Genomic DNA, 25352 nt, shown 5'->3' with positions numbered 1-25352 from the left:
CGTCTGTCGCGCCTTCTCCCGGTCCAGGCGAGAAGCCTTGTCTTACTCGGCTTTGAGGCCGTCAGCGGAGACCGCCTTGACGCCTTTGATTTTCTTGGTAATGGCCACTGCGGTGGTTTTCTGAGCTTCAGTAATGGCGACCGTCGACGACAGCGATACAACACCCTTGTTGGTTTCAACTTTGATGTCGGTACCTGGAATGCCTTTTTCAGTCATCAGGTCACTTTTAACTTTGGTGGTGATCCAGGTATCGGAAGTAGCTTCTGTAGCCTTGGTCATTTCACCCGCCGCCAGGGTCATTGGAGCCTGGGTGGCTTGAGTGGTCTGGGCGAATGCCGCGTTTGCCATGGTCAGGGTCAGCGCGGTAGCAGTAGCGGCAGCGATAGCGAACTTCTTCATACGAGTAACTCCTGTTTTTCGGAAAGTCTGCCGGGTGTCTTGTCGGCAGGGTTACCTAGGATATTGCGAACGTTGTGCCAACTTTTAAAAAGAGAGTAAAACCTTATTAATCAACAAGTTACAAAATCATCCAATTTTCGGAATCATGCAAAATGCACGAGAACCCCAACCACTGCATGCAAGTTGCGGGTTTATGGAAAGTTCCTAAGATGCTGAAATTTCTGAGCTTTATCTGCGGCATTTGACGACGGGTCGACAAACAGGAAAATCCCCGCAAAAGCGGGGACTTGATTCAGCAATTCATGCCGCAGAACCGGAACACCCTTTAGGCAGGTAATCCTGGGAAACGCTGCTCTTGCATGACCAGCCTTTGTCTTCGTCCCGTGTCAGTGTGACGGTTTTGCCCTGAACCACCCCCGGGGCATTGTGCAACGTACAAACGATGGATCCCGCTCCCGCCGGCGTTGTAGCCGTCACAGACAGGGTGCAGTGGTTGGTCGATGTCTCGCCGGCAGGCGCCACGTTGGCAATTGTCGGGGTTTCCCCCTGGCTGATCACATCCTCGAATGGCACCTTCATTGCAGTCAGCTCGGCCAGCGCCGCCGTGACCTTGGCCCGGGCCTGGTACTTGGAATACATCGGCAGGCCCAGTGTTGCCAGGATCCCGATGATCGCCACCACGACGAGCAACTCGATCAGGGTAAAACCTTTCTGATTGTTCATGTACAAGCTCCATGCATGAGTCGAAGGCTCATGACCTGCCCCATGGCAGCACAGCCTGTGCCAAGGCCAGAAGCCCCTGTTGGCAGGGGGCATGGTGTCCGCAAAGCCCTTACCTACTACCAGGATTAGCACTATCTGACGTTTTTTGTCACCTCACCCTGGCGGGTTTGGCCCCGTCCCTTGACTAGGCTATAAGAGCAATTCAATCGGAATACCCAGGACTGAACATGGCGGTCAAGGCAGCGAAAATCAGCGTGTATGCATGGGAAGGCATCGACCGCAAAGGCACAAAAGTGACCGGCGAACTTAGCGCTCAAAACCCGGCGCTGATCAAGGCGAAGCTGCGCAAGCAAGGCATCACTCCCGGCAAGGTCCGCAAAAAAAACCATTCGGTGTTCAACATGGGCAAGCGCATCACGGCCCAGGACATTGCCCTGTTCACCCGGCAAATGGCGACGATGATGAAGGCCGGCGTGCCGTTATTGCAGTCCTTCGACATCATCGGCGAAGGCTTCGACAATCCGGCCATGCGCAAGCTGGTGGACGAACTGAAACAGGAAGTTGCGGCGGGCAGCAGCTTCGCCGCCGCCCTGCGCAAGAAGCCCCGGTATTTCGATGAGTTGTATTGCAACCTGGTGGATGCCGGCGAACAGGCCGGTGCCCTCGACACCCTTTTGGAACGGGTCGCAACCTACAAGGAAAAAAGCGAAAGCCTCAAGGCCAGGATCAGGAAAGCCATGACCTACCCGCTGGTGGTGGTGTTCGTCGCGGCGATTGTCACCGGGATTCTGCTGGTCAATGTCGTGCCACAATTCGAATCGGTGTTCAAAGGCTTTGGCGCCGAACTGCCGGCCTTCACCGTGATGGTCATTGGCCTGTCGCAATTCATGCAGACCTGGTGGTGGGTGGTCCTTGGCGCGCTTATCACGATGACCTTCGGCGTGCGCCACGCCCTCAGGACATCCCCCGCCTTCCGTGACCGGTTGGACACCTCGCTGCTGAAACTGCCGCTGGTGGGCACCCTGATGCACAAGTCCGCCGTGGCCCGGTTCGCCCGTACACTGTCGACCACTTTCGCTGCCGGCGTGCCGCTGGTGGAGGCCCTGGAATCAGTGGCCGGTGCGACCGGCAATGTCGTGTTCAAGCGCGCGGTACTGCGCATCCGGCAGGACATCTCGACCGGCATGCAATTGCATTTCGCCATGCGCACCTGCGGCGTCTTTCCGAACATGGCGATACAAATGACCGCCATCGGCGAAGAGTCCGGCACCCTGGACGCTATGCTCGACAAAGTCGCGGGGTTCTACGAAGACAACGTCGATAACATGGTCGATAACCTCACCAGCCTGATGGAGCCATTCATCATGGTGGTGCTGGGTGTTATCGTCGGTGGACTGGTAGTTGCCATGTACCTGCCCATCTTCCAACTTGGCTCAGCGATCTGACATGCCCTTGAATGAAATCCTGATTCACTCTGCGCTGGCCTTTGTCCTTCTCGCAGGCATCACCGGCCTGCTGGTCGGCAGTTTCCTCAATGTTGTGATCTGGCGCCTGCCGAAAATGCTCGAACGCGACTGGCGTGAGCAGGCCCATGACATTCTCGGGCTGCCTGGCGAAACGCCGTTGCCGACCTATAACCTGTTGCTGCCCCACTCCCAGTGCCCGCACTGCGGTCACCGAATCCGCGCCTGGGAAAACATCCCGTTGCTCAGTTATGTATTTTTGCGCGGCCGCTGCTCAGCCTGTGCGGCAGCGATCAGCCCGCGCTATCCGTTGACCGAACTGGCCTGCGGGCTGTTGTCGGCGTTTGTTGCCTGGCACTTCGGCTTCGGTTGGCCGGCCGCCCTGGTGCTGGTCCTGAGCTGGGGGTTGCTGGCGATGAGCCTGATCGACGCCGAACATCAGATATTGCCGGACGTACTGGTGCTGCCGTTGATATGGCTGGGGTTGATCGTCAACAGTTTCGGCCTGTTCGTGTCGTTGCACGAGGCGCTTTGGGGGGCGATCGCCGGTTACAGCCTGCTGTGGTCGGTGTTCTGGCTGTTCAAGCTGACCACGGGCAAGGACGGCATGGGCTACGGTGATTTCAAGCTGCTGGCGATGCTGGGCGCCTGGGGTGGCTGGCAGATTTTGCCGCTGACCATCCTGCTGTCCTCGCTGGTGGGTGCCATTATCGGGCTGATGCTGCTGCGCTGGCGTAATGCAAAAACCTCGACGCCGATCCCTTTCGGCCCCTATCTGGCCATTGCCGGCTGGATTGCGTTGCTCTGGGGTGGTCAAATAACCGACCTCTATTGGCAGTTTGTCGGTTTGAAATGAATAGCCCTGTGGAAAAACCCTGGATTCTCGGCCTGACCGGCGGCATCGGTAGCGGCAAAAGTGCGGCCGCCCAACACTTCATCGATCTGGGCGTGCATGTGGTCGACGCCGATCATGCCGCTCGCTGGGTAGTGGAACCCGGCCGCCCGGCACTGGCGCAAATCGCCGAGCACTTCGGCCCCGGCGTGTTGCAGGCCGACGGGCAACTGGACCGCGCCGCGCTACGCAAATTGATCTTCGAGGTGCCTGAAGAACGCCGCTGGCTCGAGGCCCTCCTGCATCCGCTGATCGGTGAGGAGATCGCTCACCACCTGGCGCTGGCAAAATCGCCTTATGCGATTCTGGTTTCGCCGCTGCTGATCGAGTCCGGGCAATACGCCATGACCCAACGGGTGCTGGTGATCGATGCCCCCGAACAATTGCAGATCGAACGTACCCTGCAACGTGACCAGACCAGCGAACAGCAAGTCCAGGCGATCCTCAAGGCCCAGTCCAGCCGCCAGGATCGCGTGAGCCATGCCGACGACGTCGTGGTCAATGACCGCGACCTTGCCTGGCTGCACAGCGAGGTTGAACGCCTGCATCACTTTTATCTTTCTTTGCGTGGAGGCCAGTCATGAGCCAACCAACAACTGTCGAATGCCCAACCTGTGGCGCCCCCGTGGAATGGACCGCCGAGAGCAAATTCCGGCCATTCTGCTCCGACCGCTGCAAACTGATCGACCTGGGTGCCTGGGCGTCCGAAGAGCACAAGATTCCAGTGGCTCCCGATGCCGAGGACGAGATGTTCAGCGGTGACTTCGACCCGCGCCACTGATCCATCGAGAAGGCGATTCCAGGTTTTGATGTGGATCAGGACTTGGGATCGTCGTCTTTCCAGGGGGCCGAGAGGTAGCGGGTGCGGTTGAACGTCTCCAGCCATTCCGGGCAGAACACCACCAGCGCACTGACGATCATGCCGTTGATAAACGCTTCGGGAAAAATGATCAGCCACAGGTAACCGACAAAATCCTCAAGCCAGTACGGCATCTCGAAACGCTCATCGAACCATAGCAACCACAGCGCCAGCAGCAGGCACAGCAACGCCGACAGCGCGGCGGCAAAGAATCCGGAAACGAAGATATACACGAAGGGATTCCGCGGCTGCGCACGCTCCACCAGAATGGCGCAGCACTCGGTGACCAGCACCGGCAGCGCAATCAACAGCGCGCCATTGACCCCGACCGCCGCCAGGTCCTGTCGGCCGAGCAGCACCAACCCCGTTTGCGCCACCAACCCGCCGACCAGCGCCAGCGGCCAGTCCAGCAGTAGCGTCACCGCTGTCATGCCGATGAAATGGTAAGACACGCCGGTATCAAAGTCGCGCCGCACCAGCCACAACAGAAACAGCGCAAACACCGTTCCAAACAGCAAATGCTGGCGCCGACTGTCGGTGAACAGTTCAACCCACGGCGCGCGAAAGATCGCCCAGGTCAACACCGGCACATAGATCAGCCAGCCGACCGCAAGGGTTTGCGATGACAGCAACTCTGCACCGATCATGGCTACGCGCGCCTCCCAGGCGAAGAACAACAGACACTCAGTCTACACCGCCGCTCGTCTGCCCTTCGACTTCAGGCCCAATGCCGCGGATCGTTCATCACCGCGTCATGTTCGGCGAACAGCTTCGGTAGCTCTGACTTGAGAAAGTCCACCCAGGTGCGGACCTTGGCATCGAGAAAGCGTCGCGAAGGATACAGCGCATACACATTGCGTTCGCGCAGGCGCCAAGCAGGTAACACGCGCAGCAAAGTGCCGTCGTTCAAGGGCCGCGTCGCTGTATAGAACGGCAGCAGGCTGATGCCCATGTCCGCCTCCGAAGCCTTGACCATCGACTCGGCAACATTGCACTGAAAGGTCTTGGCCGGGCTGACGGCATGCTCGCCGTGCGCGTCCTGGAACAGCCATTGATCGCTGTACAACGGGTCGAGCATGCGCAGGCATTGATGATCGCTCAGCGCCAGCGGCTGCTGCGGCACACCCCGGCGTTGCAAGTAAGCCGGGGAAGCACAGGGCACGCTGTAGATCTGCCCGATGGCCTGCGCAACCATTTGCGAATCGGCCAGTTCGGGAGCGATCGAAATCACCACATCGTGCCCCTCCTCCAGCGGATCGGGATTGCGCTGCGACAAGGTCAGTTCGAACACCACATCGGGATAAAGCTCGCTGTAGCGGGCGATCAACGGCGTGAGCAGCACACCCAGGCCGTTCATGCTGTGCACCCGCAGGCGTCCGGCCGGATTGATATGAGCGCCACGGGCCTCGGCCGTCGCCTCATCCATGGCATCGACGATTTGCCGGCTGCGCAGCAGCAAGCGCTCGCCGGCGTCGGTCAGGCTCAAGCGCCGCGTGGTGCGTTGCAGCAGACGCGCCTGAACATGCTCCTCCAGATCCGCCACCAATCGGGATACCTGCGCGGTCGACAGATCCAGCGCATCGGCAGCCCCGGTGAAACTGGCGCAGTCCACCACGCGGATGAACACGCGCAAGTTGTTAAGCACATCCATAAGCCTCCTTCGAGCGGTGATTGTTACGTTTCATGTAAGGCTGCATCCGCCGTTCGCCCCTTTATCCGTGGGTGGCAAAGACTAAAATTCAGACATCGAAACCGACACGGAGCACGCCAACATGAAAACGTTGATCAGCCTGTTGCTGACCGTCATCGCCACCTCGGCCATGGCCGCCGACAACGACCCCCTCGCGGTCCTGTACAACCCGGCGCAGCCACTGGACATCGCCAAGGTGGTTTCTGTGTCCGACACGGCGACAGCGTGCGGGGTTGTACCGGCGACCATGGAGTATGTCGATCATCAGGGCCAGACCCACCGCGTGACGTACAACGTCATGGGTGATTGCACCAGCAACCTGTGATCAAAGGGCTCACAGCAAGGTCCACGTGTAGCTGAGGATCAAGCGGTTCTCGTCGATATCACTGCGGTAGTTTGAACGCGCCATCGCGTTGCGCACGCGAATGCCCAAACCTTTGAGGCTGCCGCTCTGCAGCACATAGCCGATGTCCAGGTCACGTTCGCGGTCCTTGCCTTCAAAGCCCTTGCCGGTATCGACATTGTTGCCGCTGATGTAGCGCACGGTACTGGTCAGCCCCGGTACGCCGAGCGCCGCGAAGTCGTAGTCGTAGCGCGCCTGCCAGGAACGTTCATCGGTGAAGGCGAACTCGTAGGTCGGCACTTCGTTGCCCAGTGGTGAGATGTTGGCAAACACCCGTGGGAACGCACTGTCGCCGAACATGCCTTGATAGCCGACGTAAAACGTATGGCCGCCACGCTTGGCGGACAGCAACGAGAAGAACGCCTGGTTGTCGATGTTGCCCAGCAGTTTCTTGCCGTCCTCGCGCGAATCGTAGTAACCGAGATTGGCGCCGAGGATCCAGTCGCCCACCGGCTCACTGTGCTTTAAACCCAGAAAACGCTGGTTGTAGATATCTTCCAGTTGCCCGTACCAGGCGCTGACCGAGCTGCGCTTGTCATTGAAGGCATAATCAGCGCCGGCAAAATTGAAACCGTCGCTGCTGACCTGACGCTGCGGTACGTGCCCCAGCATCGCTTGCATCTTTTCGTCGCCAGCTTCGTTGCGCAGGCTGGTTGAACTCAAGTGCCCCCCCTGCAGCGTCAGGCCATTGATCTCGTTGGAAGTGATGCTTGCGCCCTGATAACTCGGTGGCAGCAGGCGAATATCGCTGAATGCCAACACCGGCAGATTGGGTTGCAACTCACCGACTTTCAGCTCGGTTTTGGAGTAACGCATCTTCAACGCGCCTTCCAGACGGCTGTAGTTATCCGCCGCGTGGCCGTCGCTCTGCACCGGTAGCAAACCGGTATTGGTCCGGTCCGGGGCGCTGTCGAGCTTGAGGCCGAGCAAGCCGATGACGTCCACCCCAAACCCGACGGTGCCCGGGGTGTATCCGGACTTCACGTTGAGGATGAAACCCTGGGCCCACTCTTCAGCCTTCGATTGCTGGTTGGCGCCGACGATGTCGGAATAGTCGCGGCTGAAGTAGTAATTGCGCGCCTGCAACGTCGCGGTGGTGTCTTCGATAAAACCTTTTTCAGCGGCCATCGCGCCTGTGGAGAAACTCGAGACGACAGCCAGGGACAACGCAGAACCGGTTGTTGGGAAAATCTGTTTCATCGTTTTTCTCTTATTGTTATTGATCGACTGGTTGAAGGACTTCAGTTGCAGTGGATTTGCGACGGGGGACGGAACGACGGGCGCTCAACAGCACATGGGTGACCATGCCGAAAATCAGCCCCCAGAACGCCGCGGACAAACCGAACAGCGACATGCCCGAAGCCGTGACCAGAAAGGTCACCAGCGCGGCTTCACGATCGCTCGGCACCGCCATCGCGCCCGTCAACGCGCCGGCAATGGCGGCGAACAAGGCCAGCCCGGCCAGCGCCGCGATCAACTCTTTGGGGAATGCTGAAAACAGCGAGACCAGCGTGGCGCCGAAGATCCCCAACAGCAGGTAACACAGGCCGCCGACGACCCCGGCCACATAGCGTTTGCGAGGATTTTCGTGGGATTCGCGACCGGTGCAGATCGCCGCTGTGATCGCCGCCAGATTCAGTCCATGGCAACCAAACGGCGCCAGCAATGCCGTGCCCAGCGCGCTACTGGCGATGATCGGGCTCGCCGGCGTTGGATATCCGCTGGCCCGCAGCACCGCCATGCCGGGCACGAACTGACCGGTCAACGCCACCATCACCAGCGGCAAGGCGATGTTCAGGATCGCGCCCAAGCTGAACTCGGGCGTGATCCACACCGGCGCGGCCAGGCCGATCACCAGCGCTTCACGATGCAAATCACCGGTGAACGCGGCAATCGAACAGCCCACCAGCAGCACCATCATCACTGCATAACGCGGCATCACACGCTTGCAGATCAGGTAGCAGGCAAACATCGCCAGGACCAGCAACGGCTTGCGCTGCATCGACACGAACAACCCGGTGCCGAAACTGAACAGGATCCCCGCCAGCATCGCCGCCGCGATGGCTGCAGGCAGCTTGCTGATGATCCGGTCGAAAGCCCCCGAGATGCCAACCACGAAAATGATCAGGCTGCTGACCAGATAAGCCCCCACCGCCTCTGCCATGGAGATGTCCGGCAACAGCGTCACCAGCAACGCCGAGCCCGGCGCCGACCAGGCGATGATCACCGGAACGCGATAGCGCAGGCTCAGACCGATACCGAGCACGGCGCTGCCAATGGAGATCGCCCAGATCCAGGACGACAACACTTCCCGCGAAAGATGTGCCGCTTCTGCCGCCTGAAAGATGATCACCAACGGGCCGGCGTAGGAAATCACCGTGGCAACGAATCCAGCCACGGCGGCTGACAACGAGAAGTCCTGGAAAAACGCTTTCATGATTCAGGCACCGGTCGCTGACAACGCAGGGTTGACGCCAGCAGCGCTGCGTCGGCTGCTGATGGCGAACACGGTCATGGCCAGGGCCGCCACCGCACCGGGCAAGGCAAACGCCATGAAGTTCAGTTGCAGGGGCAAGCTGATCCCGAGCAAGGCACCACCCAGCAGCGGACCGACGATGGCCCCGTTGCGCCCAATGCCCGACGCCCAGCCCAGACCGGTAGAGCGAATCGTCATGGAATAAAACTGCGCGGCGCAGGCGTACAAGAGAATCTGCGAGCCAATGGTGGTGGCACCCGCAATGGCGATCAGCAGGTACAACACCGGCATCGGGCTGTTGAAGCCCAACAGGGTTATCGACACCGCCGCCATGGCGAAAAACACCGCCAGCACTCTCGGCAGATTGAGTTTGTCGCCCAGCACCCCACCACCGACCGCGCCGAAGATCGCCCCGAAGTTCAACACCAGCAGGAACGACAGGCTCGAACCCAAGCTGTAACCGGCGTTGGCCATCAGTTTCGGCAGCCAGGAACTCAGCGCGTACACCATCAACAGGCAGCAGAAAAACGCCAGCCAGAGCATCAGCGTGCGCAGCGCACGGCCTTCACGGAACAACTGCAACACTGGTGTGCCGGTGCCTTTCACTTCGGCCATGTGCAATTGATCAGTGGTTTGCGCGACGTAGGCCGGATCGATGCACTGAAGAATGTTGCGCGCCTCTTCATTACGCCCCTGACGCAACATGAAGCCCACCGATTCGGGCAGGAAATACATGATCAGCGGCAACAACAGCAACGGCAGGATCGCCACGTAAAACACCGACTGCCAGCCGAAACTCGGGATCAGCACAATGCCCAGGCCGGCGGACAGCATGCCGCCCACCGAGTAACCGCTGAACATGATCGCGACCAGCGTGCTGCGGATTTTTTTCGGCGCGTACTCGTTCATCAGCGCCACGACGTTAGGCATCACGCCGCCAATGCCGAGCCCGGCAATGAAGCGACAAAGGCCAAACTCGGTGGGGTTTCGGGCGAAACCATTGAGCACGGTGAAACCACTGAAGAGCATCACGCAGATCGTGATGGCTTTCTTGCGGCCGATCCTGTCTGACAGCGGTCCGAAGAACAGCGCGCCGAACATCATGCCGAACAGTGCATAGCTGCCCAGGGCACCGGCTTGCAGAGGACTGAGCCCCCACTCTTTCATCAGCATCGGCAGGACCACGCCGTAGATCACCAGATCGTAACCGTCGAAGATGATGATCAGGGCACACCAGAACAGCACCATCCAGTGAAAGCGGTTGAAGCGAGCGTTGTCGATAACCTCATGTACGTCGATCTTGCGCATGGCATATATCTCTTGTTGTTGTTTTTTTAGAGCGGCGGTAACACGGCTTACGTCCGTACAGCCGAGGGTAGAGCCGCCCGATACGTGGCAATAGCCAATGAGCGCAGATCACTATCCGTTTTGTGCAGGGCCCTGGAACGGGCATGGGAACGGAAGGCATTGAGCCTCTCCGACAAATTGTCTTCTTTGCGATCACATTTGAACGCTAAGCTTGGGCCTATGGATGACTCAGATTATTTACGCCTGCTGACCATCGCGGCCGAGCAAGCCAACGCGTTCCTGTCCAATGCCCGCAAATGGGAGCGTGAGCGTTGGGTTTGCCAGCGCCTGCTGCAAGGCTTGAACATTCCCTATCGCGCCGATGAGTTCGCCCCCGCCGGGGAGCCGCCGGATGTGTTGTTTCGCGATGCCAGTTTCGAGGTGTTCTTCGTGCTCGACGAGGGGCGGCGCCTCAACGATGAATGGCGCGACGAACTGAAACGCCGACGCAGTGCGTTTTCCCTGAGCCAACTGGTGCGCCGCGAGGCCAAGCCACGACGCATCCCCGCCAACGAGTTCTTGCTGCGATTGGCGCCGACCTTGCGCAAAAAAGCACACAACTATAAAGAACGCGGCATGGATCTGGGTGAGCTGGACATCATTGCCTTCGCCAGCCTCAAACGCGAAGTGCTGGACCTCAACAGCCATTTCCCGCCGCCGACCGAATACCTGCGCCAGGGCTGGCGTTCGCTGTCATTGGTTGGGCCGACATTCGCCCGCGTGCTGTTCGCTCACCCGGATGCGCCGGACTTCTTGCGCAGCAACCTGGGGCGCAGCATTGTGTTCGACGTCGGGATCAGCCTGTGAGCCTCGAGCCTTTCCCCGGTCAGCAGCTAAGCTTCGTTCACAGCTGAATAATTTCCCTGTAGCTTCTACACATTCAGCAACGTCTACTCCTGACGAGGCCCGATATGACCAGCCGCCTGAACCCCGACGACCAAAAGCATGTCGAAGAGTACCTGCAGTTGTCCCAGCACCAAGTCGAGCGCAAGCCTTTCCGGCCGTGGATGCTCCTTGTACTGGTATTGGCAGTGACCATTGGTCTGGGCCTGTTGAGCCGACTTATCAGTTACCTGACGCTATGAGCTGCCTTGCGCTCGCGAAGGTACTGACACCGATTTCTTTTAGCCTTGCGAGTTATCCTTATGTCCCATCGTATTGTCATTGTCGGCGGCGGCGCCGGCGGTTTGGAGTTGGCTACCCGCCTGGGTAAGACTCTGGGCAAGCGCGGTACGGCCAGCGTGATGCTGGTCGACGCGAACCTCACCCACATCTGGAAACCGTTGTTGCACGAAGTGGCGGCCGGTTCCCTGAACTCTTCCGAAGACGAACTCAACTATGTCGCCCAGGCCAAATGGAACCACTTCGAGTTCCAGCTGGGGCGCATGAGCGGGCTCGATCGCGCGGAGAAAAAAATCCAGCTGGCCGCTACCTACGACGAAGCCGGTCTGGAGCTGGTGCCAGCCCGTGAAGTGCCTTACGACTCGCTAGTGATCTCCGTCGGCAGCACCACCAACGATTTCGGCACCCAGGGCGCAGCTCAGCACTGCCTGTTCCTCGACACCCGCAAACAGGCCGAGCGTTTCCACCAGCAACTGCTCAATCACTATTTGCGCGCTCACGCCGGTCAGACCGATACGATCGAGCAAATCAGCGTGGCCATCGTCGGCGCCGGTGCCACCGGGGTCGAACTGGCCGCCGAACTGCACAACGCCGCCCATGAATTGGCAGCTTATGGCCTGGACCGGATCAAACCGGAAAACATGCACATCACCCTGATCGAAGCCGGTCCACGGGTGCTGCCGGCGCTGCCGGAGCGCATTGGCGGGCCTGTGCATAAAACCCTGGAGAAGCTCGGGGTCAACGTCATGACCAATGCAGCGGTCAGCGAAGTGACGGCCGACAGCCTGATCACCGCCGACGGCAAAGTGATCAACGCTAGCCTGAAGGTCTGGGCCGCGGGGATTCGCGCACCGGGTTTCCTCAAGGACATCGATGGCCTGGAAACCAACCGCATCAATCAGCTGCAAGTGCTGCCAACCCTGCAAACCACTCGCGACGAGAACATTTTCGCCTTCGGTGACTGCGCCGCCTGCCCGCAACCGGGCAGCGACCGCAACGTGCCGCCACGCGCCCAGGCCGCTCACCAACAGGCGTCGTTGCTGGCCAAATCGCTGAAACTGCGCATCGAAGGCAAGGCGCTGCCGGAGTACAAGTACACCGATTACGGCTCGCTGATCTCGCTGTCGCGTTTTTCGGCTGTGGGTAACTTGATGGGCAACCTCACCGGCAGCGTGATGCTCGAAGGCTGGCTGGCGCGGATGTTCTACGTGTCGCTGTACCGCATGCACCAGATGGCGCTGTACGGGCCGTTCCGCACGGCAATGCTGATGCTGGGCAGCAAGATCGGGCGCGGGACTGAGCCACGCCTGAAACTGCACTGATATAAAACTGCGAGCCTGCTCGCGATAGCTGTCTGTCAGATGACATTGATGTCGACTGTAAAGACGCCTTCGCGAGCAGGCTCGCTCCCACAGGTGTTTTTGCAGTACGCATGAGAACTTTTGGACAAAAAAAATCCCCGTATCTTTCGATACGAGGATTTTTAATATGGTCGGGGTAAGGGGATTCGAACTCCTGACATCCTGCTCCCAAAGCAGGCGCGCTACCGGACTGCGCTATACCCCGGTAAAAAAAAGGCACCCTTTGAAAGGCGCCTTCTTCGATCAGCGCTTTTGGCCTCTGATCTTAAGATTCGATTCCAGCGCTAACTGGTTTCAAAAATGGTGGGTCGTGTGGGATTCGAACCTACGACCAATTGGTTAAAAGCCAACTGCTCTACCAACTGAGCTAACGACCCAAAAATGGTCGGGGTAAGGGGATTCGAACTCCTGACATCCTGCTCCCAAAGCAGGCGCGCTACCGGACTGCGCTATACCCCGGTTTGAAATTGGCTCCGTGACCAGGACTCGAACCTGGGACCCAATGATTAACAGTCATTTGCTCTACCGACTGAGCTATCACGGAACTACACATTTCAATTTACAACTTTGAAGCTTTACTGCGTTCTCTTCGACCCGTTCGCATCGCTGCGTTCGTGTGTCTGAGGCGCGCTATTCTACAATCTTCAGCACCTCTGTCAACCCCCTAAATTGCTTTCAAGTTAATGATTTGCAACTTATTTTGGATTCCTGCTTGGGGAGCGGAAACCCTGGCGGGTGACTTACTGCGGGGCGCACTTTACAAGCATTTTCCTTTGAGTTCAACAGCCTAACGAAAAAAAGGCCTCGTAATGCGAGGCCTTTTCGATTTTGCTGCCGTTTTGGATCAGACGAAGACGATTTCGTCGTTTTCCACCACGCCGTGAGCGGTATCGCCCGGCATGAATCGACCGGACAGAATCAGCTGTGCCAGCGGGTTCTCGATCCAGCGCTGGATAGCGCGCTTGAGCGGCCGTGCGCCGTACACCGGGTCGTAGCCGACCGCGATCAGCTTGTCCATGGCTTCAAGGCTGAGCTCAAGCTTCAGCTCGCGCTCGGTCAGGCGACTGCGCAGACGCCCCAACTGGATCTCGGTAATACCGGCGATCTGATCCCGCGCCAATGGCTCGAAGATCACCACTTCGTCGACCCTGTTGATGAACTCCGGCCGGAAGTGGCTGGAAATCGCATCCATCACCGCCGCACGCTGCGCCTCACGGTCACCGACCAGTTCCTGGATCTGTACCGACCCCAGGTTGGAGGTCATGACAATCACGGTGTTCTTGAAGTCCACCGTACGGCCATGGCTGTCGGTCAGACGACCATCCTCCAGCACTTGCAGCAAGATGTTGAACACATCCGGGTGCGCCTTCTCGACTTCGTCCATGAGGATCACCGAATACGGCTTGCGACGTACGGCCTCGGTCAGGTAACCGCCCTCTTCATACCCCACATAGCCTGGTGGCGCACCGATCAAGCGAGCCACGGAATGTTTCTCCATGAACTCGGACATGTCGATCCGCACCATCGCCTCTTCAGTATCAAAGAGGAACTCGGCCAGCGCCTTGCACAGCTCGGTTTTACCGACACCGGTCGGGCCGAGGAACATGAACGAGCCGCTCGGGCGATTCGGGTCGGACAACCCGGCACGGGAACGCCGCACAGCGTTGGAAACCGCAACCACCGCTTCGTCCTGGCCGATCACACGTTGGTGCAACAGGCTTTCCATTTTCATCAGCTTTTCGCGCTCGCCTTCGAGCATCTTCGACACCGGGATACCGGTCCACTTCGACACGACTTCGGCGATCTCTTCTTCAGTCACCTTGCTGCGCAGCAACTGGTTTTCGGCTTTGCCATGCTGGTCGACCATTTGCAGGCTGCGTTCCAGGTCCGGGATCACCCCGTACTGCAACTCGGCCATGCGGTTCAGGTCGCCTTTGCGGCGGGCCGCTTCCAGTTCCTGACGGGACTGTTCGATCTTCTGCTGAATCTGCGCAGAACCCTGGACTTCGGCTTTTTCCGAGTTCCAGATTTCTTCGAGATCCGAGTACTCACGCTCATGACGAGCGATTTCGTCCTGCAATTTTTCCAGACGCTTCTTCGCCGCGTCGTCGCTTTCTTTCTTCAGCGCCTGGGATTCCACCTTCAGTTGAATCAGGCGACGCTCCAGACGGTCCAGCACTTCCGGCTTGGAGTCGATCTCCATGCGGATGCGGCTGGCGGCTTCATCGATCAGGTCGATGGCCTTGTCCGGCAACTGCCGGTCAGTGATGTAGCGATGGCTGAGCTTGGCTGCGGCAATGATCGCGCCGTCGGTAATCGCCACCTTGTGGTGAACCTCATAACGCTCCTTGAGGCCACGCAGGATGGCGATGGTGTCCTCTTCGCTCGGCTCATCCACCAGCACTTTCTGGAAACGTCGCTCGAGAGCGGCGTCCTTCTCTATATATTGGCGGTACTCGTTGAGCGTGGTCGCACCGACACAGTGCAGCTCACCGCGGGCCAGGGCCGGTTTGAGCATGTTGCCGGCATCCATCGAGCCTTCGCCCTTACCGGCGCCGACCATGGTGTGCAGTTCGTCGATGAACAGGATGATCTGCCCTTCCTGCTTCGACAGTTCATTGAGCAGGGACTTCAGGCGCTCTTCGAACTCGCCGCGATACTTGGCACCGGCAATCAGCGCCCCCATGTCCAGGGACAACAGACGTTTGCCCTTGAGGCCATCCGGCACTTCGCCATTGATGATGCGCTGAGCCAGGCCTTCGGCGATGGCGGTTTTACCCACGCCAGGCTCACCGATCAGCACCGGGTTGTTCTTGGTACGACGTTGCAGCACCTGGATGGTCCGGCGAATTTCATCGTCACGGCCGATCACCGGATCGAGCTTGCCGTCTTCGGCGCGCTTGGTCAGATCGACCGTGTACTTATCCAGCGCCTGACGGGACTCTTCGTGGTTAGGGTCGTTGACCGCCTCGCCACCGCGCAGGTTGTTGATCGCATTTTCCAGGGCTTTCTTGCTTACGCCCTGGCCCAGCAACAGCTTGCCGAGCTTGCTGTTCTCGTCCATGGCGGCGAGCAGCACCAGTTCACTGGAGATGAACTGGTCGCCCTTCTGCTGGGCCAGGCGGTCGGCCTGGTTGAGCAGGCGCGCCAGATCCTGCGACATGTTCACGTCACCGGTCGGGTTCTGGATTTTCGGTAGCTGGTCGAGCTCTTTGGTCAGCTCTTTACGCAGGCTGTTGACGTCGAAGCCCACCTGCATCAACAGGGGCTTGATCGAGCCGCCCTGCTGTTCGAGCAAGGCTTGCATCAAGTGCGCCGGTTCAATGGCCGGATGATCGTGGCCGACAGCCAGGGATTGGGCATCGGACAACGCTAACTGCAATTTGCTGGTTAAACGGTCTATACGCATGGGTCACCTTCCTTTTGAGCAGGCCGGACCTATAAAACATCCTGAATGGAGAAACCTGCCAGATACCACAATAGATGTGGTCGATTCTGGGAGTTTCAAGCGTCGGGACGTTGATGCAGGTCAGGCAAGTCTAGCGGTCGAGCCAGATCAGGGAGGCGAAGCGGCCGGTGCGAGGGGCACGGCGGTAAGAAAAGAAGCGCGGATCGGTCACGGTGCAGAATCCGCCGCCATAGACAGCGGTGACGCCGCGAGCTGCCAGACGCAGGCGCGCAAGCCTATAGATGTCGGCCATGAACTTACCGGAGTTTTGGCTCGGTACAAAGGCCTCTGCCGCCTGCGGCAACTGCTGCACGAAGGTTTCACGCACTTCAGGGCCGACTTCAAAGGCTTGCGGACCGATAGCCGGGCCAAGCCAGACCAATACCTCGGCAGGCGGTACCGCCAGACTGTCGAGAGTGGCCTCCAGCACGCCCGCCGCCAACCCGCGCCAACCGGCATGAGCTGCAGCAACGCGGGTGCCGGCACGGTCGCAAAACAGCGCAGGCAGGCAATCGGCCGTCATCGCCGCACAGGCGACGCCCGGCGTTGATGTCCAACTGGAATCAGCCGTATCCACCCGACCAGGATCGGCATGGGCCACGACAATGCCGTGGACCTGCTGCAGCCAGGCCGGTTGAATGGAGAAATGATCGGTAAGACGACGGCGATTCTCGGCAACAGCTTCAGGGCTGTCGTCGACATGATCGCCGAGGTTGAGGCTGTCGAACGGCGCCAGACTGACGCCGCCCGCACGGGTGGTGACGCAGGCTTTGACCCCGGCCGGCGCGGGCCAGTCAGGAATCAGCCAGTCACTCATCCGATGAACGCCTCGCGGTCTTGCTTGAGCAGGGTCAGTAACCAGACGAAATCTTCCGGCAACGGCGATTCCCAGCTCATGCGCTTACCGGTGGTCGGATGATCCAGTTCCAGGAATCGCGCATGCAACGCCTGACGCGGGAAGTTTTTCAGCGACTCGACCATGGTCGGGTTGGCGGCTGGCGGAATACGGAAACGACCGCCGTAGGCAGGATCTCCGACCAACGGGTAGTTGATGTGCGCCATGTGCACGCGAATCTGGTGCGTACGACCGGTTTCCAGCTTCACCCGCACGTGAGTGTGGGAGCGGAAGCGCTCGAGCACGCGATAATGGCTGACGGCTTGCTTGCCACCCTCCATCACGGCCATGCGCTGGCGTTGCTGGCCGTGACGACCGATCGGCGCGTTGATCTTGCCACCGGCTGTCACCACACCGATCACGATGCACTCGTAGATCCGGCTGACGCTGCGGCTCTGCAACTGTGTAACCAGCTGCGTCTGCGCTTGAATGGTCTTGGCCACCACCATCAGACCGGTGGTGTCCTTGTCCAGACGATGCACGATACCGGCGCGGGGCACATTGATGATGTCCGGCACGTGGTGCAGCAAGGCGTTGAGCAAGGTGCCATCGGCATGACCGGCAGCCGGGTGCACCACCAGGCCCGCAGGCTTGTTGATCACCAGGATGTCGTCGTCTTCGTAGACGATATCCAGGGCAATGTCTTGAGCGACCCATTCGCCCTGAGCTTCCTGCTCGGCAGTCAGCTCAAGGATGGCGCCGCCGTGGACGATGTCTCGCGGGCGGATAACCGCCCCATCCACAGTCAGGCGGCCGTCTTTGATCCAGGCGGAAAGGCGCGAGCGCGAGTGCTCAGCGAATAATTGTGCGGCGACTTGATCGAGGCGTTGGCCGCCCAATTCGGACGGCACCTCTGCGCGAAGTTCAATTTTATCGGACATGCTCAGACTAGGCGTCGGCACAGCCTTTGGTTTCGGCTGCGCGCTTGTGGTTAAATACGGCGTCTTTTGCCCCGAGGCTATTCAACGGGGCGCTCATCATAACAGGACGGCCACGCCCAAGACAGCGGCCGTCATAGGGACGCAAGCCGCCATGCAAGTGAAACACCTGCTGCTGATCGCCATCCTCGCATTGACCGCTGCTTGCTCATCGAAGGAAGTCGTAGACGAAAACCTCAGTGAGGTCGAGCTGTATCAACAGGCTCAAGCCGACCTGGACAATAGCAGCTACACCAGCGCCATCGCCAAGCTGAAGGCTCTGGAATCGCGTTATCCGTTCGGTCGCTATGCCGATCAGGCGCAACTCGAACTCATCTACGCCAACTACAAGAACACCGAGCCAGAGGCTGCAAAGTCCGCTGCGGAGCGTTTCATTCGTCTGCACCCACAGCATCCGAACGTCGATTATGCCTACTACCTCAAGGGCCTGACTTCTTTCGACCAGGACGTCGGCCTGCTGGCGCGCTTCCTGCCGCTGGACATGACCAAGCGTGACCCGGGCGCCGCCCGCGACTCCTATAACGAGTTCGCCCAGCTGACCAGCCGATTCCCGAACAGCCGCTACGCACCGGATGCCAAGCAGCGCATGATCTATCTGCGCAACCTGCTGGCGGCCTACGAAATTCACGTGGCCGACTACTACCTGACCCGTCAGGCCTATGTCGCTGCCGCGAACCGCGGTCGTTACGTGGTGGAAAACTTCCAGGAAACCCCTTCGGTCGGCGACGGCCTGGCGGTGATGACCGAGGCTTACCAGCGCTTGCACCTGGACGAACTGGCTGCTACCAGCCTGGAAACCCTGAAGCTCAACTACCCGAACCACCCGACGCTGGTGGACGGTCAGTTCGTACCGACCGTGGCCGAAGCCGACAACCGTACGTGGCTGAGCAAGGCGACCCTGGGCCTGATCGAGTCCCGTCCGCCGCTGCCACCAGGCGAAACCCGCGCCAACCAGGACGTGCAGAAGCAATTCCAGGACGCCAAGGACGCCATCCCGAGCGAGCTCAAGCCTAAAGACGACAATGGCGACGCGGTCGAAGAAGAAAATCACGAAGCGGAAGGCAACAACAGCGACCGCTCGTGGTTCAGCTACATGACCTTCGGCGTGTTCGACTGACACCTTAGGTTGTGCAAAAAGGGAGACTTTCGAGTCTCCCTTTTTTATTTCAGCGCTTTATTACACTGTGCGCCTGTCAGGTCCTTGGCTAAACTGCCGGATCATCAGTCGAAAAGCAGCTCACCATGCTTCGTTTATTGTTCTGGATTGCCCTGATTGCCGCCGCAGTGTGGTTCTGGCGCAAGTTCAAGGGTCAGGCTTCCCCCCCCAGATCTCCTGCCGAACGGGAAGCGGCGCCCATGGTCCGTTGCGCCCATTGCGGTGTTCACCTGCCCCGTGACCGCGCGCTGAGCCTCGACCAGCAATGGTATTGCAGTCAGGCTCATCTCGAGCAAGGCAAGGGCTCCAGTGGCCACTGACACTTGAGCAGAATTGGCAGCCGTTTAACGACTATCGCGCGTACCCAAGGAACTGAAAGGTGTTGATCGACGTCTGACGCAGATTATTCAAGACCTCACTCTGCGAATGAACCGGGTAATCGAAAACGTCCTGCATCTGCAGCGCCGCGAGCAAATGTCGCCGCTACGGCTCGACCTGAAATCACTGGAAATACTCGATAATGAAGCCCCAGCCCGCCATATCAAGGGGCTGGGGCTTTATCTGTCCGGCCAGCCGGGCGAAAGCATTCTGTCCCGCCTAGACTTCAAGGCACGCCAGGAAAGCGGCTGCTTTTGCATGACCTATGCACACGGACGAAAACCACGTTGAACACCAGACCACGACAAAAAGTCCTGATCGTCGATGACGAACCGGACATCCGAGAGCTCCTGGAAATCACCCTGGGAAGGATGAAGCTGGAGACGTTCAACGCCCGCAACGTCGGCGAAGCGCAATCCCTGCTCAGACGCGAAACCTTCGATCTATGCCTGACCGACATGCAGTTGCCGGACGGCACCGGCCTGGAGCTGGTGCAGCACATCCAGCAACGCCACCCTCAGGTCCAGGTGGCGATGATCACCGCCTATGACAGTCTCGAAAACGCAATCAATGTGCTCAAGGCCGGGGCGTTCGACTTTCTGACCAAACCGGTGGACCTTACGCGCCTGCGTGAACTGGTCACCAGCGCCCTGCTGGTTCCTGCCCATCGGGTCGGCATCGATCGACGCTTGCTGGGCGACTCATTGCCCATGCGCAACCTGCGCAAGCACATCACCAAACTGGCCAGCAGCCATGCGACGGTCTACATCAGCGGAGAGTCCGGCAGCGGCAAGGAGTTGGTCGCACGCCTGATCCATGATCAAAGCCCCCGCGCCAATCAGCCGTTCATCGCGATCAACTGCGCGGCGATTCCCTCTGAGCTGCTGGAGAGCGAGTTTTTCGGTCATCGCAAAGGCAGTTTCAGCGGCGCCATCGAAGACAAACCCGGCCTGTTCCAGACAGCCCACGGCGGCACCCTGCTCCTCGACGAAGTGGCCGACCTGCCGCTGACCATGCAAGTCAAACTGCTGCGCGCGATCCAGGAGAAATCCGTACGCAGCGTCGGCGGGCAGCAGGAAGTGGCTGTGGATGTGCGCATTCTCTGCGCCACACACAAGGATCTTGGCGTCGAAGTCGCCGCCGGGCGATTTCGTCATGATCTTTACTACCGCTTGAACGTGATCGAACTCCGAGTGCCGCCCTTGCGTGAGCGTCGTGACGATATCGAAATGCTAGCCAGCCACATACTCAAGCGCCTGGCCGCCGATTCAGATCAACCTGCGGCAAGACTCCACCCCCAAGCCCTTGATGCCCTGAAAAGCTATCGCTTCCCGGGCAATGTGCGGGAACTGGAAAACATGCTCGAACGGGCGCACACCTTGTGTGAGAACAAACAGATCGAAGCCGGTGACCTGCGCCTGGCTGAGGGCAACTGTGGGGCTGAGGGCGGCGTGCCGGACCTGACCCGGATCGACAATCTGGAAGCCTACCTGGAAAACGTCGAACGCCAACTGCTGCTCCAGGCCCTGGAGGAAACCCGCTGGAACCGCACGGCGGCGGCTCAGCGGTTGAACCTGTCATTCAGGTCGATGCGCTACAGGCTCAAGAAGTTGGGACTGGATTGAGGCTGCGATCTTGTCAAAGTCTTCCGGCAGGCGCATAAGGCGCCGGATCGATAATCGGCGCCCGGCCCAGCATCACATCGGCAAACAGCTGGCACGAAGCCGGCGCCAGCACCAGCCCGTTACGGTAATGCCCGCAGTTGAGCCAGAGCCCGTCAAACCCCGGCACCGGACCGATATAAGGAATGCCCTCGGGTGATCCCGGGCGCAATCCGGCCCAATGCCCCACCACTTCGGCATCGGCCAGCGCCGGGATCAACTCCACCGCGGACGCCTTCAGGCTTTCCAGTGCCGCCCCGGTCGGTGTCTTGTCAAAGCCTTCATGCTCCAGCGTACTGCCGATCAGTATGTGCCCGTCGCGCCGGGGAATCGCATAACGGCCCTTGGCCAGGACCATGCTCGACAGGAAATCCGCCGCACACTTGTAGAGAATCATCTGCCCTTTCACCGGCTCGACCGGCAGCGTCAGATCAAGAAGCTTGAGCAAATCACCGCTCCAGGCCCCCGCCGTCAGGACGACTTGATCGCCCAGGACAGTACCTGTGGAAGTCTGCACGCCGACCACTTTGTTGCCGTCACGAACAAACCCGCTGACTTCGCACTGCTCATGGATCGTCACGTTCGGCAGCGCCAGCAACGCGGCCTTGAGTGACTTCACCAGACGCGGATTACGTACGTTGGCGACGTCGGCCATGTAGATCGCCCGAGAAAAACCACTGCCCAACACCGGCACGGCGTCGTGTGCTGCCGAAATATCTACCGCGCTAAGCGGACGATTTTCCCGAGCGGCCCATGCCAGCGCTTCAGCCTCGTCATCCAGATCCAGCCAGTACAGACCGGTAGTGTGCACTTCCGGATCAACGCCAGTGGCGGCAAACAAGCGTTCACCCAGCTGTGGATAAAAGTCCTGGGACCAGTGAGCCAACGCAGTGACCGCCGGGCTGTAGCGCCACGGGTAAAGCGGCGAAACGATGCCACCACCGGCCCAGGACGACTCCTGGCCGACGCTCGAGCGATCCAGCAGCACAACGCTTTGCACTTCGGAGGCGAGATTGAACGCCGTCAGCAATCCAATCACCCCACCGCCGACAATCACCACTTGCTGTTGCCTGGTCATGTTCTGATCCAATCGTTAAATAGACAGGGGTACAAAAGGCACCCGAAAGAGAAACTCAGCGTCCCCAGCAGTCTTTGCTGGTCAGGCCGGATTTCGCGTTGACCATACCGAGCACACCGGTGTTGGTAATGGTCAGATCACCGCACTTGTCAGTGGCCATGCTCGAGCCAGCCTTGCGCACCGCCGTCAGCAGAAAGGTCTGGTCGGTCAGGGTCGGTGTGATGCTGTAGTAATCATTGCCGGCACTGAGGCCCGCAGCATCGGTGTAGGCATTTTTCTGCGAGTAGAAGCGCTCCAGTAGTTGCGCCTGCTCCGAGAGCAGACCGGCTACTTCTGCGCGACGGCCCTTGTTTATGTATTCGGTGAGACTCGGGGCGGCAATGGTCATGACAATACCGATGATCGCAATCACGATCATGATTTCGATCAGGGTAAAACCGCGGTTGGAACTACGCATGCATCAATTCTCACTCACTGTATTTGTCGCCACATGATTCGACGGCTGCCGCCGGATTTATCCATCCCCGCAGTACCGTCGCCAGTGGAATCGTTCACGGCCCCGCCATTGTCGCTGGCGTCCTGGGTCGAATGCTCTCCGATAAAGATCACGCCATCGGACAGCGTGTCGCTGTTGTCGACCACTCCATCGGCGTTGCTGTCGAGCATCTTAACGCTGATCGCCTCGGGCAGCTTCAGGCAGACGGCCTTCAGTCCCTGATTGCTGTGATAAAAACCGTACCAGTTGCCATTGGCCAGACAGGTTGGCCGGTTCAGCGCGGGCGAATCCGCTGACGTGGCAGCGTGCGCCGACATCGACAGGTCAAGCGCGACGACGACACCAAACAGTTGTGACCATAACCTGGCAGGTCGCTCAGTACTTCGCATAGATGCTCTCCACCACACTGCGCGAATGCCCCGCGATGCCGACTGCCGTTACCCGATACAAGGTTGCCGGGGTATTAATTGGCACATTCACCGCATTTCGGCTGACACCGATGTTTTGCACGCCATAAAAGCCCTTGCCCGATGCAATCCAGGTCACTCCGGAAGATGCGTTGAAACCGGCAGCGGTAATAGTCGAGGACTCGGACGGTGGTGCACATTGCACGATGCCGCTGCAAACAGGTAGCGCATAACTGTCCCGCTGCACTGTACCCTCGCCCACCCGCAATGCGGCTTCTGCACTCTGGAACGACTGGTTACGCAAGGCGACGCTACCGGCCATTTTTTCCTGCAAGGTGGCACTCTGCATCGATGAAAGACCAATCAACGTCAGCAAGAGCAAGAACACCAGGCTGACCAACAGTGCCATGCCGCGTTGGCTGTAACTCGTCTTGGGAGCACGATTCATTGGCACTCCCTCATGGCAAGCGGTTGCGCAGAGCGGCAACCACATTGAAGGTTTGATCGGCCACCCGGTGGTTCGGATCGAAGAGAGTCAGGCTCAGGCGAACGCTACGAATCAGCGCGGGGTCCGGCGGATTGCTGCTGTAGCGCGAAGCAGACAGATCAGTGGCCGTGCTGGCCAGGCCGAAGCTCACGTCGAAAGCGCTGACGTTATCCACCAATACCTGGTCTGGTGCGGCCCCGCTCTTCATAAGCAGTTGGTTGTTGCTGAAGCTGTAATCCAGCCGCCGTATCGGAAAGGCCAGTTGCCCTGCCACTGGCGTCCGACCTTCACTGTAGGCCGTCGAATGGGTTCGACAATCCGACAGCACGGTCCAGTCCGGCTTGCCGCCATTGCCGCCGACATCCGCCGTAACCAGCGTCAACTTGCGGCCGCCGTTGTCCCAACGAATCGGTGCTAGCTGACTCGCGTGGAAATCACCTTTCTTACTTGAATCGGTGATCGTTTCCAGACAACCGAACATCCCGACCATGCGGACTTCCTGAATCATTTTGCTCAACACGAAGCGTGCGTCCTCCTGCATGTTCGCGGCCGCATTCTGGCTGAGATAGGTGTTCTTGGCCGCGATGAAAACCTGCACCACGCCCAGTACCACGATCAGGCTCAATGCCAGGGCGATCAGCAACTCGACCAGGCTAAAACCTCTGCTTAGACGGCTCACGGGATCACCTTCGGATCAATGGCCGCGCGACTGCTCAGGACGAAGCTGCGCCGCGAGTCTGCTGCCTTTGCAGCCCGTGAGTCGTCCCAGGTGATCGTGATGGTGTACACCCGCTGGTCGACGGTGACACTTCCCGTCGCGGAGGCACCGAGTGAACTGACAATGTTGGCGTTGAAGTCAAACAGGTCCTGATCCCGGGTAACGTCCGGATTGCCCGAAGCCGGCGGCGCAATGGTGTAGTCCGCAGCTGCGTTGGCGCGAATGCGGTCCATCAGGTCGTAGGCGATAAAGCTGGCCTGACTGGTCATGCGCGCGCTGTCCGTGTACTTCAGCGCATTGAGCTGAAACGCCGCTGCCCCCAGCAACCCCACTCCCAGAATGACTAACGCCACCAGGACTTCGACCAGCGTCATGCCCTCCTGCGTGCCTTGCCTCCCTGCCCTCATCCGCAACTTCCACCCAATAGAATTCGTCCGTTCAAACACACAGTCAGCGTCCTGCTTTGTGCGCCCCGCCCATAGCTGATCACCACCTCAGAGGACGGTGATGACAATCCGCCCATACTGTTGAAGTCGATGGCCGTGACGCCAGAGGTTAGCGCCAGAGTTGCGCCGCTGCTCATCGCCGGAACAACACGTAATACATTGGCCAAAGCGCCAGTACCGTCGTAAATCGTCAGTTCCCCACTCCAGTCACCCCCACCGGCTGTCGGGCGCACCCGTGTGGTATTGCCCCGATCAATGGCTTCGAGCCGGGCAAAATCAAGGGCTCGTCGCAGGTCCGAAATTTCGGTATCGGCCCTCGTCGTTTGCGCCGAGCGGGTAAACCCCGGGACGGCCATGGTCAGCAGGACAAGAAGGATCGCGAGTGCGACCAGCAACTCGATCAGCGTGAAACCTTTTGTAGGATGATCCATCGGGACCTTCTGTTTCCTTCGGCTATACCTGCTGTTGCGCAGCACAACATCCGAACGATGCTGTGCGTTTGCGTTGTC

General features: G+C 59.3%; 28 protein-coding genes, 4 tRNA genes and 1 pseudogene. 12 read left to right on the top strand and 21 right to left on the bottom strand.

What is annotated here, in order from left to right; all coding sequences use genetic code 11:
- Positions 1-42: 42 nt before the first annotated feature.
- Together KGA96_RS21455 and KGA96_RS21450 are read right to left on the bottom strand one after the other, a co-directional pair.
- Complete coding sequence (locus KGA96_RS21455; RefSeq protein WP_046041804.1) at positions 43-399, bottom strand: BON domain-containing protein; 357 nt, start codon at positions 397-399, stop codon at positions 43-45.
- A gap of 300 nt (positions 400-699) precedes the next feature.
- Positions 700-1122, bottom strand: coding sequence for a pilin (locus tag KGA96_RS21450; RefSeq protein ID WP_046041803.1), 423 nt, complete (start codon positions 1120-1122; stop codon positions 700-702).
- Positions 1123-1349: 227 nt separating this feature from the next.
- Between KGA96_RS21450 and KGA96_RS21445 the strand changes: the two genes are divergently transcribed.
- From KGA96_RS21445 to yacG, 4 genes are read left to right on the top strand one after another with little or no spacing between them, the layout of a single operon-like run.
- On the top strand, positions 1350-2567 hold the full coding sequence (locus tag KGA96_RS21445) for a type II secretion system F family protein (protein WP_046041802.1): 1218 nt from the start codon (positions 1350-1352) through the stop codon (positions 2565-2567).
- A 1-nt stretch (position 2568) separates the two neighbouring features.
- Positions 2569-3441, top strand: coding sequence for a prepilin peptidase (locus KGA96_RS21440; RefSeq protein ID WP_046041801.1), 873 nt, complete (start codon positions 2569-2571; stop codon positions 3439-3441).
- Complete coding sequence (coaE, locus tag KGA96_RS21435; RefSeq protein WP_046041800.1) at positions 3438-4061, top strand: dephospho-CoA kinase; 624 nt, start codon at positions 3438-3440, stop codon at positions 4059-4061. Before KGA96_RS21440 ends, coaE begins: the two co-directional genes overlap by 4 nt.
- Complete coding sequence (gene yacG, locus KGA96_RS21430; protein WP_007970539.1) at positions 4058-4258, top strand: DNA gyrase inhibitor YacG; 201 nt, start codon at positions 4058-4060, stop codon at positions 4256-4258. The genes coaE and yacG overlap by 4 nt, the downstream gene beginning before the upstream one ends.
- Before the next feature lie 35 nt (positions 4259-4293).
- Here yacG and KGA96_RS21425 read toward each other — a convergent pair whose 3' ends face one another.
- Positions 4294-4983 (bottom strand): energy-coupling factor ABC transporter permease, encoded by a 690-nt coding sequence (locus tag KGA96_RS21425; protein WP_223514910.1) that lies wholly within the window; start codon positions 4981-4983, stop codon positions 4294-4296.
- Positions 4984-5054: 71 nt separating this feature from the next.
- Entirely contained in the window at positions 5055-5987 is a 933-nt protein-coding gene (locus tag KGA96_RS21420; RefSeq protein WP_223514895.1) for a LysR family transcriptional regulator, read from the bottom strand.
- 121 nt (positions 5988-6108) lie between these two features.
- Between KGA96_RS21420 and KGA96_RS21415 the strand changes: the two genes are divergently transcribed.
- A complete protein-coding gene (locus KGA96_RS21415) occupies positions 6109-6351 on the top strand; it encodes a DUF2790 domain-containing protein (RefSeq protein WP_046041798.1) in 243 nt (80 codons plus the stop codon).
- Between the two features lie 9 nt (positions 6352-6360).
- Here KGA96_RS21415 and KGA96_RS21410 read toward each other — a convergent pair whose 3' ends face one another.
- From KGA96_RS21410 to KGA96_RS21400, 3 genes are read right to left on the bottom strand one after another with little or no spacing between them, the layout of a single operon-like run.
- Positions 6361-7629, bottom strand: coding sequence for an OprD family porin (locus KGA96_RS21410; protein ID WP_046041797.1), 1269 nt, complete (start codon positions 7627-7629; stop codon positions 6361-6363).
- 16 nt (positions 7630-7645) lie between these two features.
- Positions 7646-8866 (bottom strand): benzoate/H(+) symporter BenE family transporter, encoded by a 1221-nt coding sequence (locus KGA96_RS21405; RefSeq protein ID WP_046041796.1) that lies wholly within the window; start codon positions 8864-8866, stop codon positions 7646-7648.
- 3 nt (positions 8867-8869) lie between these two features.
- On the bottom strand, positions 8870-10213 hold the full coding sequence (locus KGA96_RS21400; protein WP_046041795.1) for an aromatic acid/H+ symport family MFS transporter: 1344 nt from the start codon (positions 10211-10213) through the stop codon (positions 8870-8872).
- Between the two features lie 219 nt (positions 10214-10432).
- Here KGA96_RS21400 and KGA96_RS21395 point away from each other — a divergent pair, with 219 nt between their 5' ends.
- The 3 genes from KGA96_RS21395 (at position 10433) to KGA96_RS21385 (ending at position 12696) form a co-directional block, all read left to right on the top strand.
- Positions 10433-11059 carry a DUF1780 domain-containing protein gene (locus tag KGA96_RS21395; protein WP_046041794.1) on the top strand — a complete coding sequence of 209 codons (627 nt, stop codon included), beginning with the start codon at positions 10433-10435 and terminating at the stop codon, positions 11057-11059.
- A gap of 104 nt (positions 11060-11163) precedes the next feature.
- A complete protein-coding gene (locus tag KGA96_RS21390) occupies positions 11164-11337 on the top strand; it encodes a DUF3094 domain-containing protein (protein WP_046041793.1) in 174 nt (57 codons plus the stop codon).
- Between the two features lie 60 nt (positions 11338-11397).
- A complete protein-coding gene (locus KGA96_RS21385) occupies positions 11398-12696 on the top strand; it encodes an NAD(P)/FAD-dependent oxidoreductase (protein ID WP_046041792.1) in 1299 nt (432 codons plus the stop codon).
- Between the two features lie 167 nt (positions 12697-12863).
- Here the strand turns inward: KGA96_RS21385 and KGA96_RS21380 are convergent.
- The 7 genes from KGA96_RS21380 to rluD form a co-directional block, all read right to left on the bottom strand.
- Positions 12864-12940 (bottom strand) — tRNA-Pro (locus KGA96_RS21380).
- A gap of 96 nt (positions 12941-13036) precedes the next feature.
- Positions 13037-13112: transfer RNA gene (locus KGA96_RS21375), tRNA-Lys, on the bottom strand.
- A gap of 5 nt (positions 13113-13117) precedes the next feature.
- Positions 13118-13194, bottom strand: a tRNA-Pro gene (locus KGA96_RS21370).
- Between the two features lie 9 nt (positions 13195-13203).
- Positions 13204-13279: transfer RNA gene (locus tag KGA96_RS21365), tRNA-Asn, on the bottom strand.
- A 300-nt stretch (positions 13280-13579) separates the two neighbouring features.
- Positions 13580-16144: an ATP-dependent chaperone ClpB gene (gene clpB, locus KGA96_RS21360; protein WP_223514892.1), complete on the bottom strand. Its 2565-nt coding sequence runs from the start codon at positions 16142-16144 to the stop codon at positions 13580-13582.
- A 130-nt stretch (positions 16145-16274) separates the two neighbouring features.
- Positions 16275-17000: a peptidoglycan editing factor PgeF gene (gene pgeF / locus KGA96_RS21355; RefSeq protein ID WP_046041790.1), complete on the bottom strand. Its 726-nt coding sequence runs from the start codon at positions 16998-17000 to the stop codon at positions 16275-16277.
- A complete protein-coding gene (gene rluD, locus KGA96_RS21350; RefSeq protein WP_007990414.1) occupies positions 16997-17959 on the bottom strand; it encodes a 23S rRNA pseudouridine(1911/1915/1917) synthase RluD in 963 nt (320 codons plus the stop codon). Before rluD ends, pgeF begins: the two co-directional genes overlap by 4 nt.
- 151 nt (positions 17960-18110) lie before the next feature.
- On the opposite strand from rluD, the gene KGA96_RS21345 reads away from it, so the two are divergent.
- The 4 genes and pseudogenes from KGA96_RS21345 (at position 18111) to KGA96_RS21330 (ending at position 21175) form a co-directional block, all read left to right on the top strand.
- Positions 18111-19133, top strand: a complete 1023-nt coding sequence (locus KGA96_RS21345) for an outer membrane protein assembly factor BamD (protein ID WP_046041789.1) — start codon at positions 18111-18113, stop codon at positions 19131-19133.
- Positions 19134-19258: 125 nt separating this feature from the next.
- Positions 19259-19492, top strand: a complete 234-nt coding sequence (locus KGA96_RS21340; protein WP_080925333.1) for a PP0621 family protein — start codon at positions 19259-19261, stop codon at positions 19490-19492.
- Positions 19493-19538: 46 nt separating this feature from the next.
- Positions 19539-19841, top strand: a pseudogene (locus tag KGA96_RS21335) (hypothetical protein); the annotation flags it as partial.
- Positions 19838-21175: a sigma-54-dependent transcriptional regulator gene (locus KGA96_RS21330; protein WP_223465524.1), complete on the top strand. Its 1338-nt coding sequence runs from the start codon at positions 19838-19840 to the stop codon at positions 21173-21175. The pseudogene KGA96_RS21335 and the gene KGA96_RS21330, both read left to right, overlap by 4 nt.
- Positions 21176-21188: 13 nt before the next feature.
- Here the strand turns inward: KGA96_RS21330 and thiO are convergent, their stop codons facing one another.
- From thiO to KGA96_RS21295, 7 genes are read right to left on the bottom strand one after another with little or no spacing between them, the layout of a single operon-like run.
- Complete coding sequence (gene thiO / locus KGA96_RS21325; RefSeq protein ID WP_046041786.1) at positions 21189-22289, bottom strand: glycine oxidase ThiO; 1101 nt, start codon at positions 22287-22289, stop codon at positions 21189-21191.
- Between the two features lie 55 nt (positions 22290-22344).
- Positions 22345-22746, bottom strand: a complete 402-nt coding sequence (locus tag KGA96_RS21320) for a type IV pilin protein (RefSeq protein WP_046041785.1) — start codon at positions 22744-22746, stop codon at positions 22345-22347.
- 14 nt (positions 22747-22760) lie between these two features.
- Positions 22761-23174 carry a hypothetical protein gene (locus KGA96_RS21315; protein WP_046041784.1) on the bottom strand — a complete coding sequence of 138 codons (414 nt, stop codon included), beginning with the start codon at positions 23172-23174 and terminating at the stop codon, positions 22761-22763.
- Entirely contained in the window at positions 23161-23640 is a 480-nt protein-coding gene (locus KGA96_RS21310) for a PilX N-terminal domain-containing pilus assembly protein (RefSeq protein WP_223465521.1), read from the bottom strand. Before KGA96_RS21310 ends, KGA96_RS21315 begins: the two co-directional genes overlap by 14 nt.
- Positions 23641-23650: 10 nt before the next feature.
- Positions 23651-24358 (bottom strand): PilW family protein, encoded by a 708-nt coding sequence (locus KGA96_RS21305; protein WP_223514889.1) that lies wholly within the window; start codon positions 24356-24358, stop codon positions 23651-23653.
- Positions 24355-24804 carry a type IV pilus modification protein PilV gene (gene pilV / locus KGA96_RS21300; protein WP_223514886.1) on the bottom strand — a complete coding sequence of 150 codons (450 nt, stop codon included), beginning with the start codon at positions 24802-24804 and terminating at the stop codon, positions 24355-24357. The genes KGA96_RS21305 and pilV overlap by 4 nt, the downstream gene beginning before the upstream one ends.
- A complete protein-coding gene (locus tag KGA96_RS21295; RefSeq protein ID WP_223514883.1) occupies positions 24801-25274 on the bottom strand; it encodes a GspH/FimT family protein in 474 nt (157 codons plus the stop codon). The genes pilV and KGA96_RS21295 overlap by 4 nt, the downstream gene beginning before the upstream one ends.
- Between the last annotated feature and the right edge of the window lie 78 nt (positions 25275-25352).

It is taken from the genome of Pseudomonas sp. GL-R-26 (assembly GCF_019947365.1).
Lineage (GTDB): Bacteria > Pseudomonadota > Gammaproteobacteria > Pseudomonadales > Pseudomonadaceae > Aquipseudomonas.
This window is presented reverse-complemented; position numbering and strand designations above follow the sequence as displayed.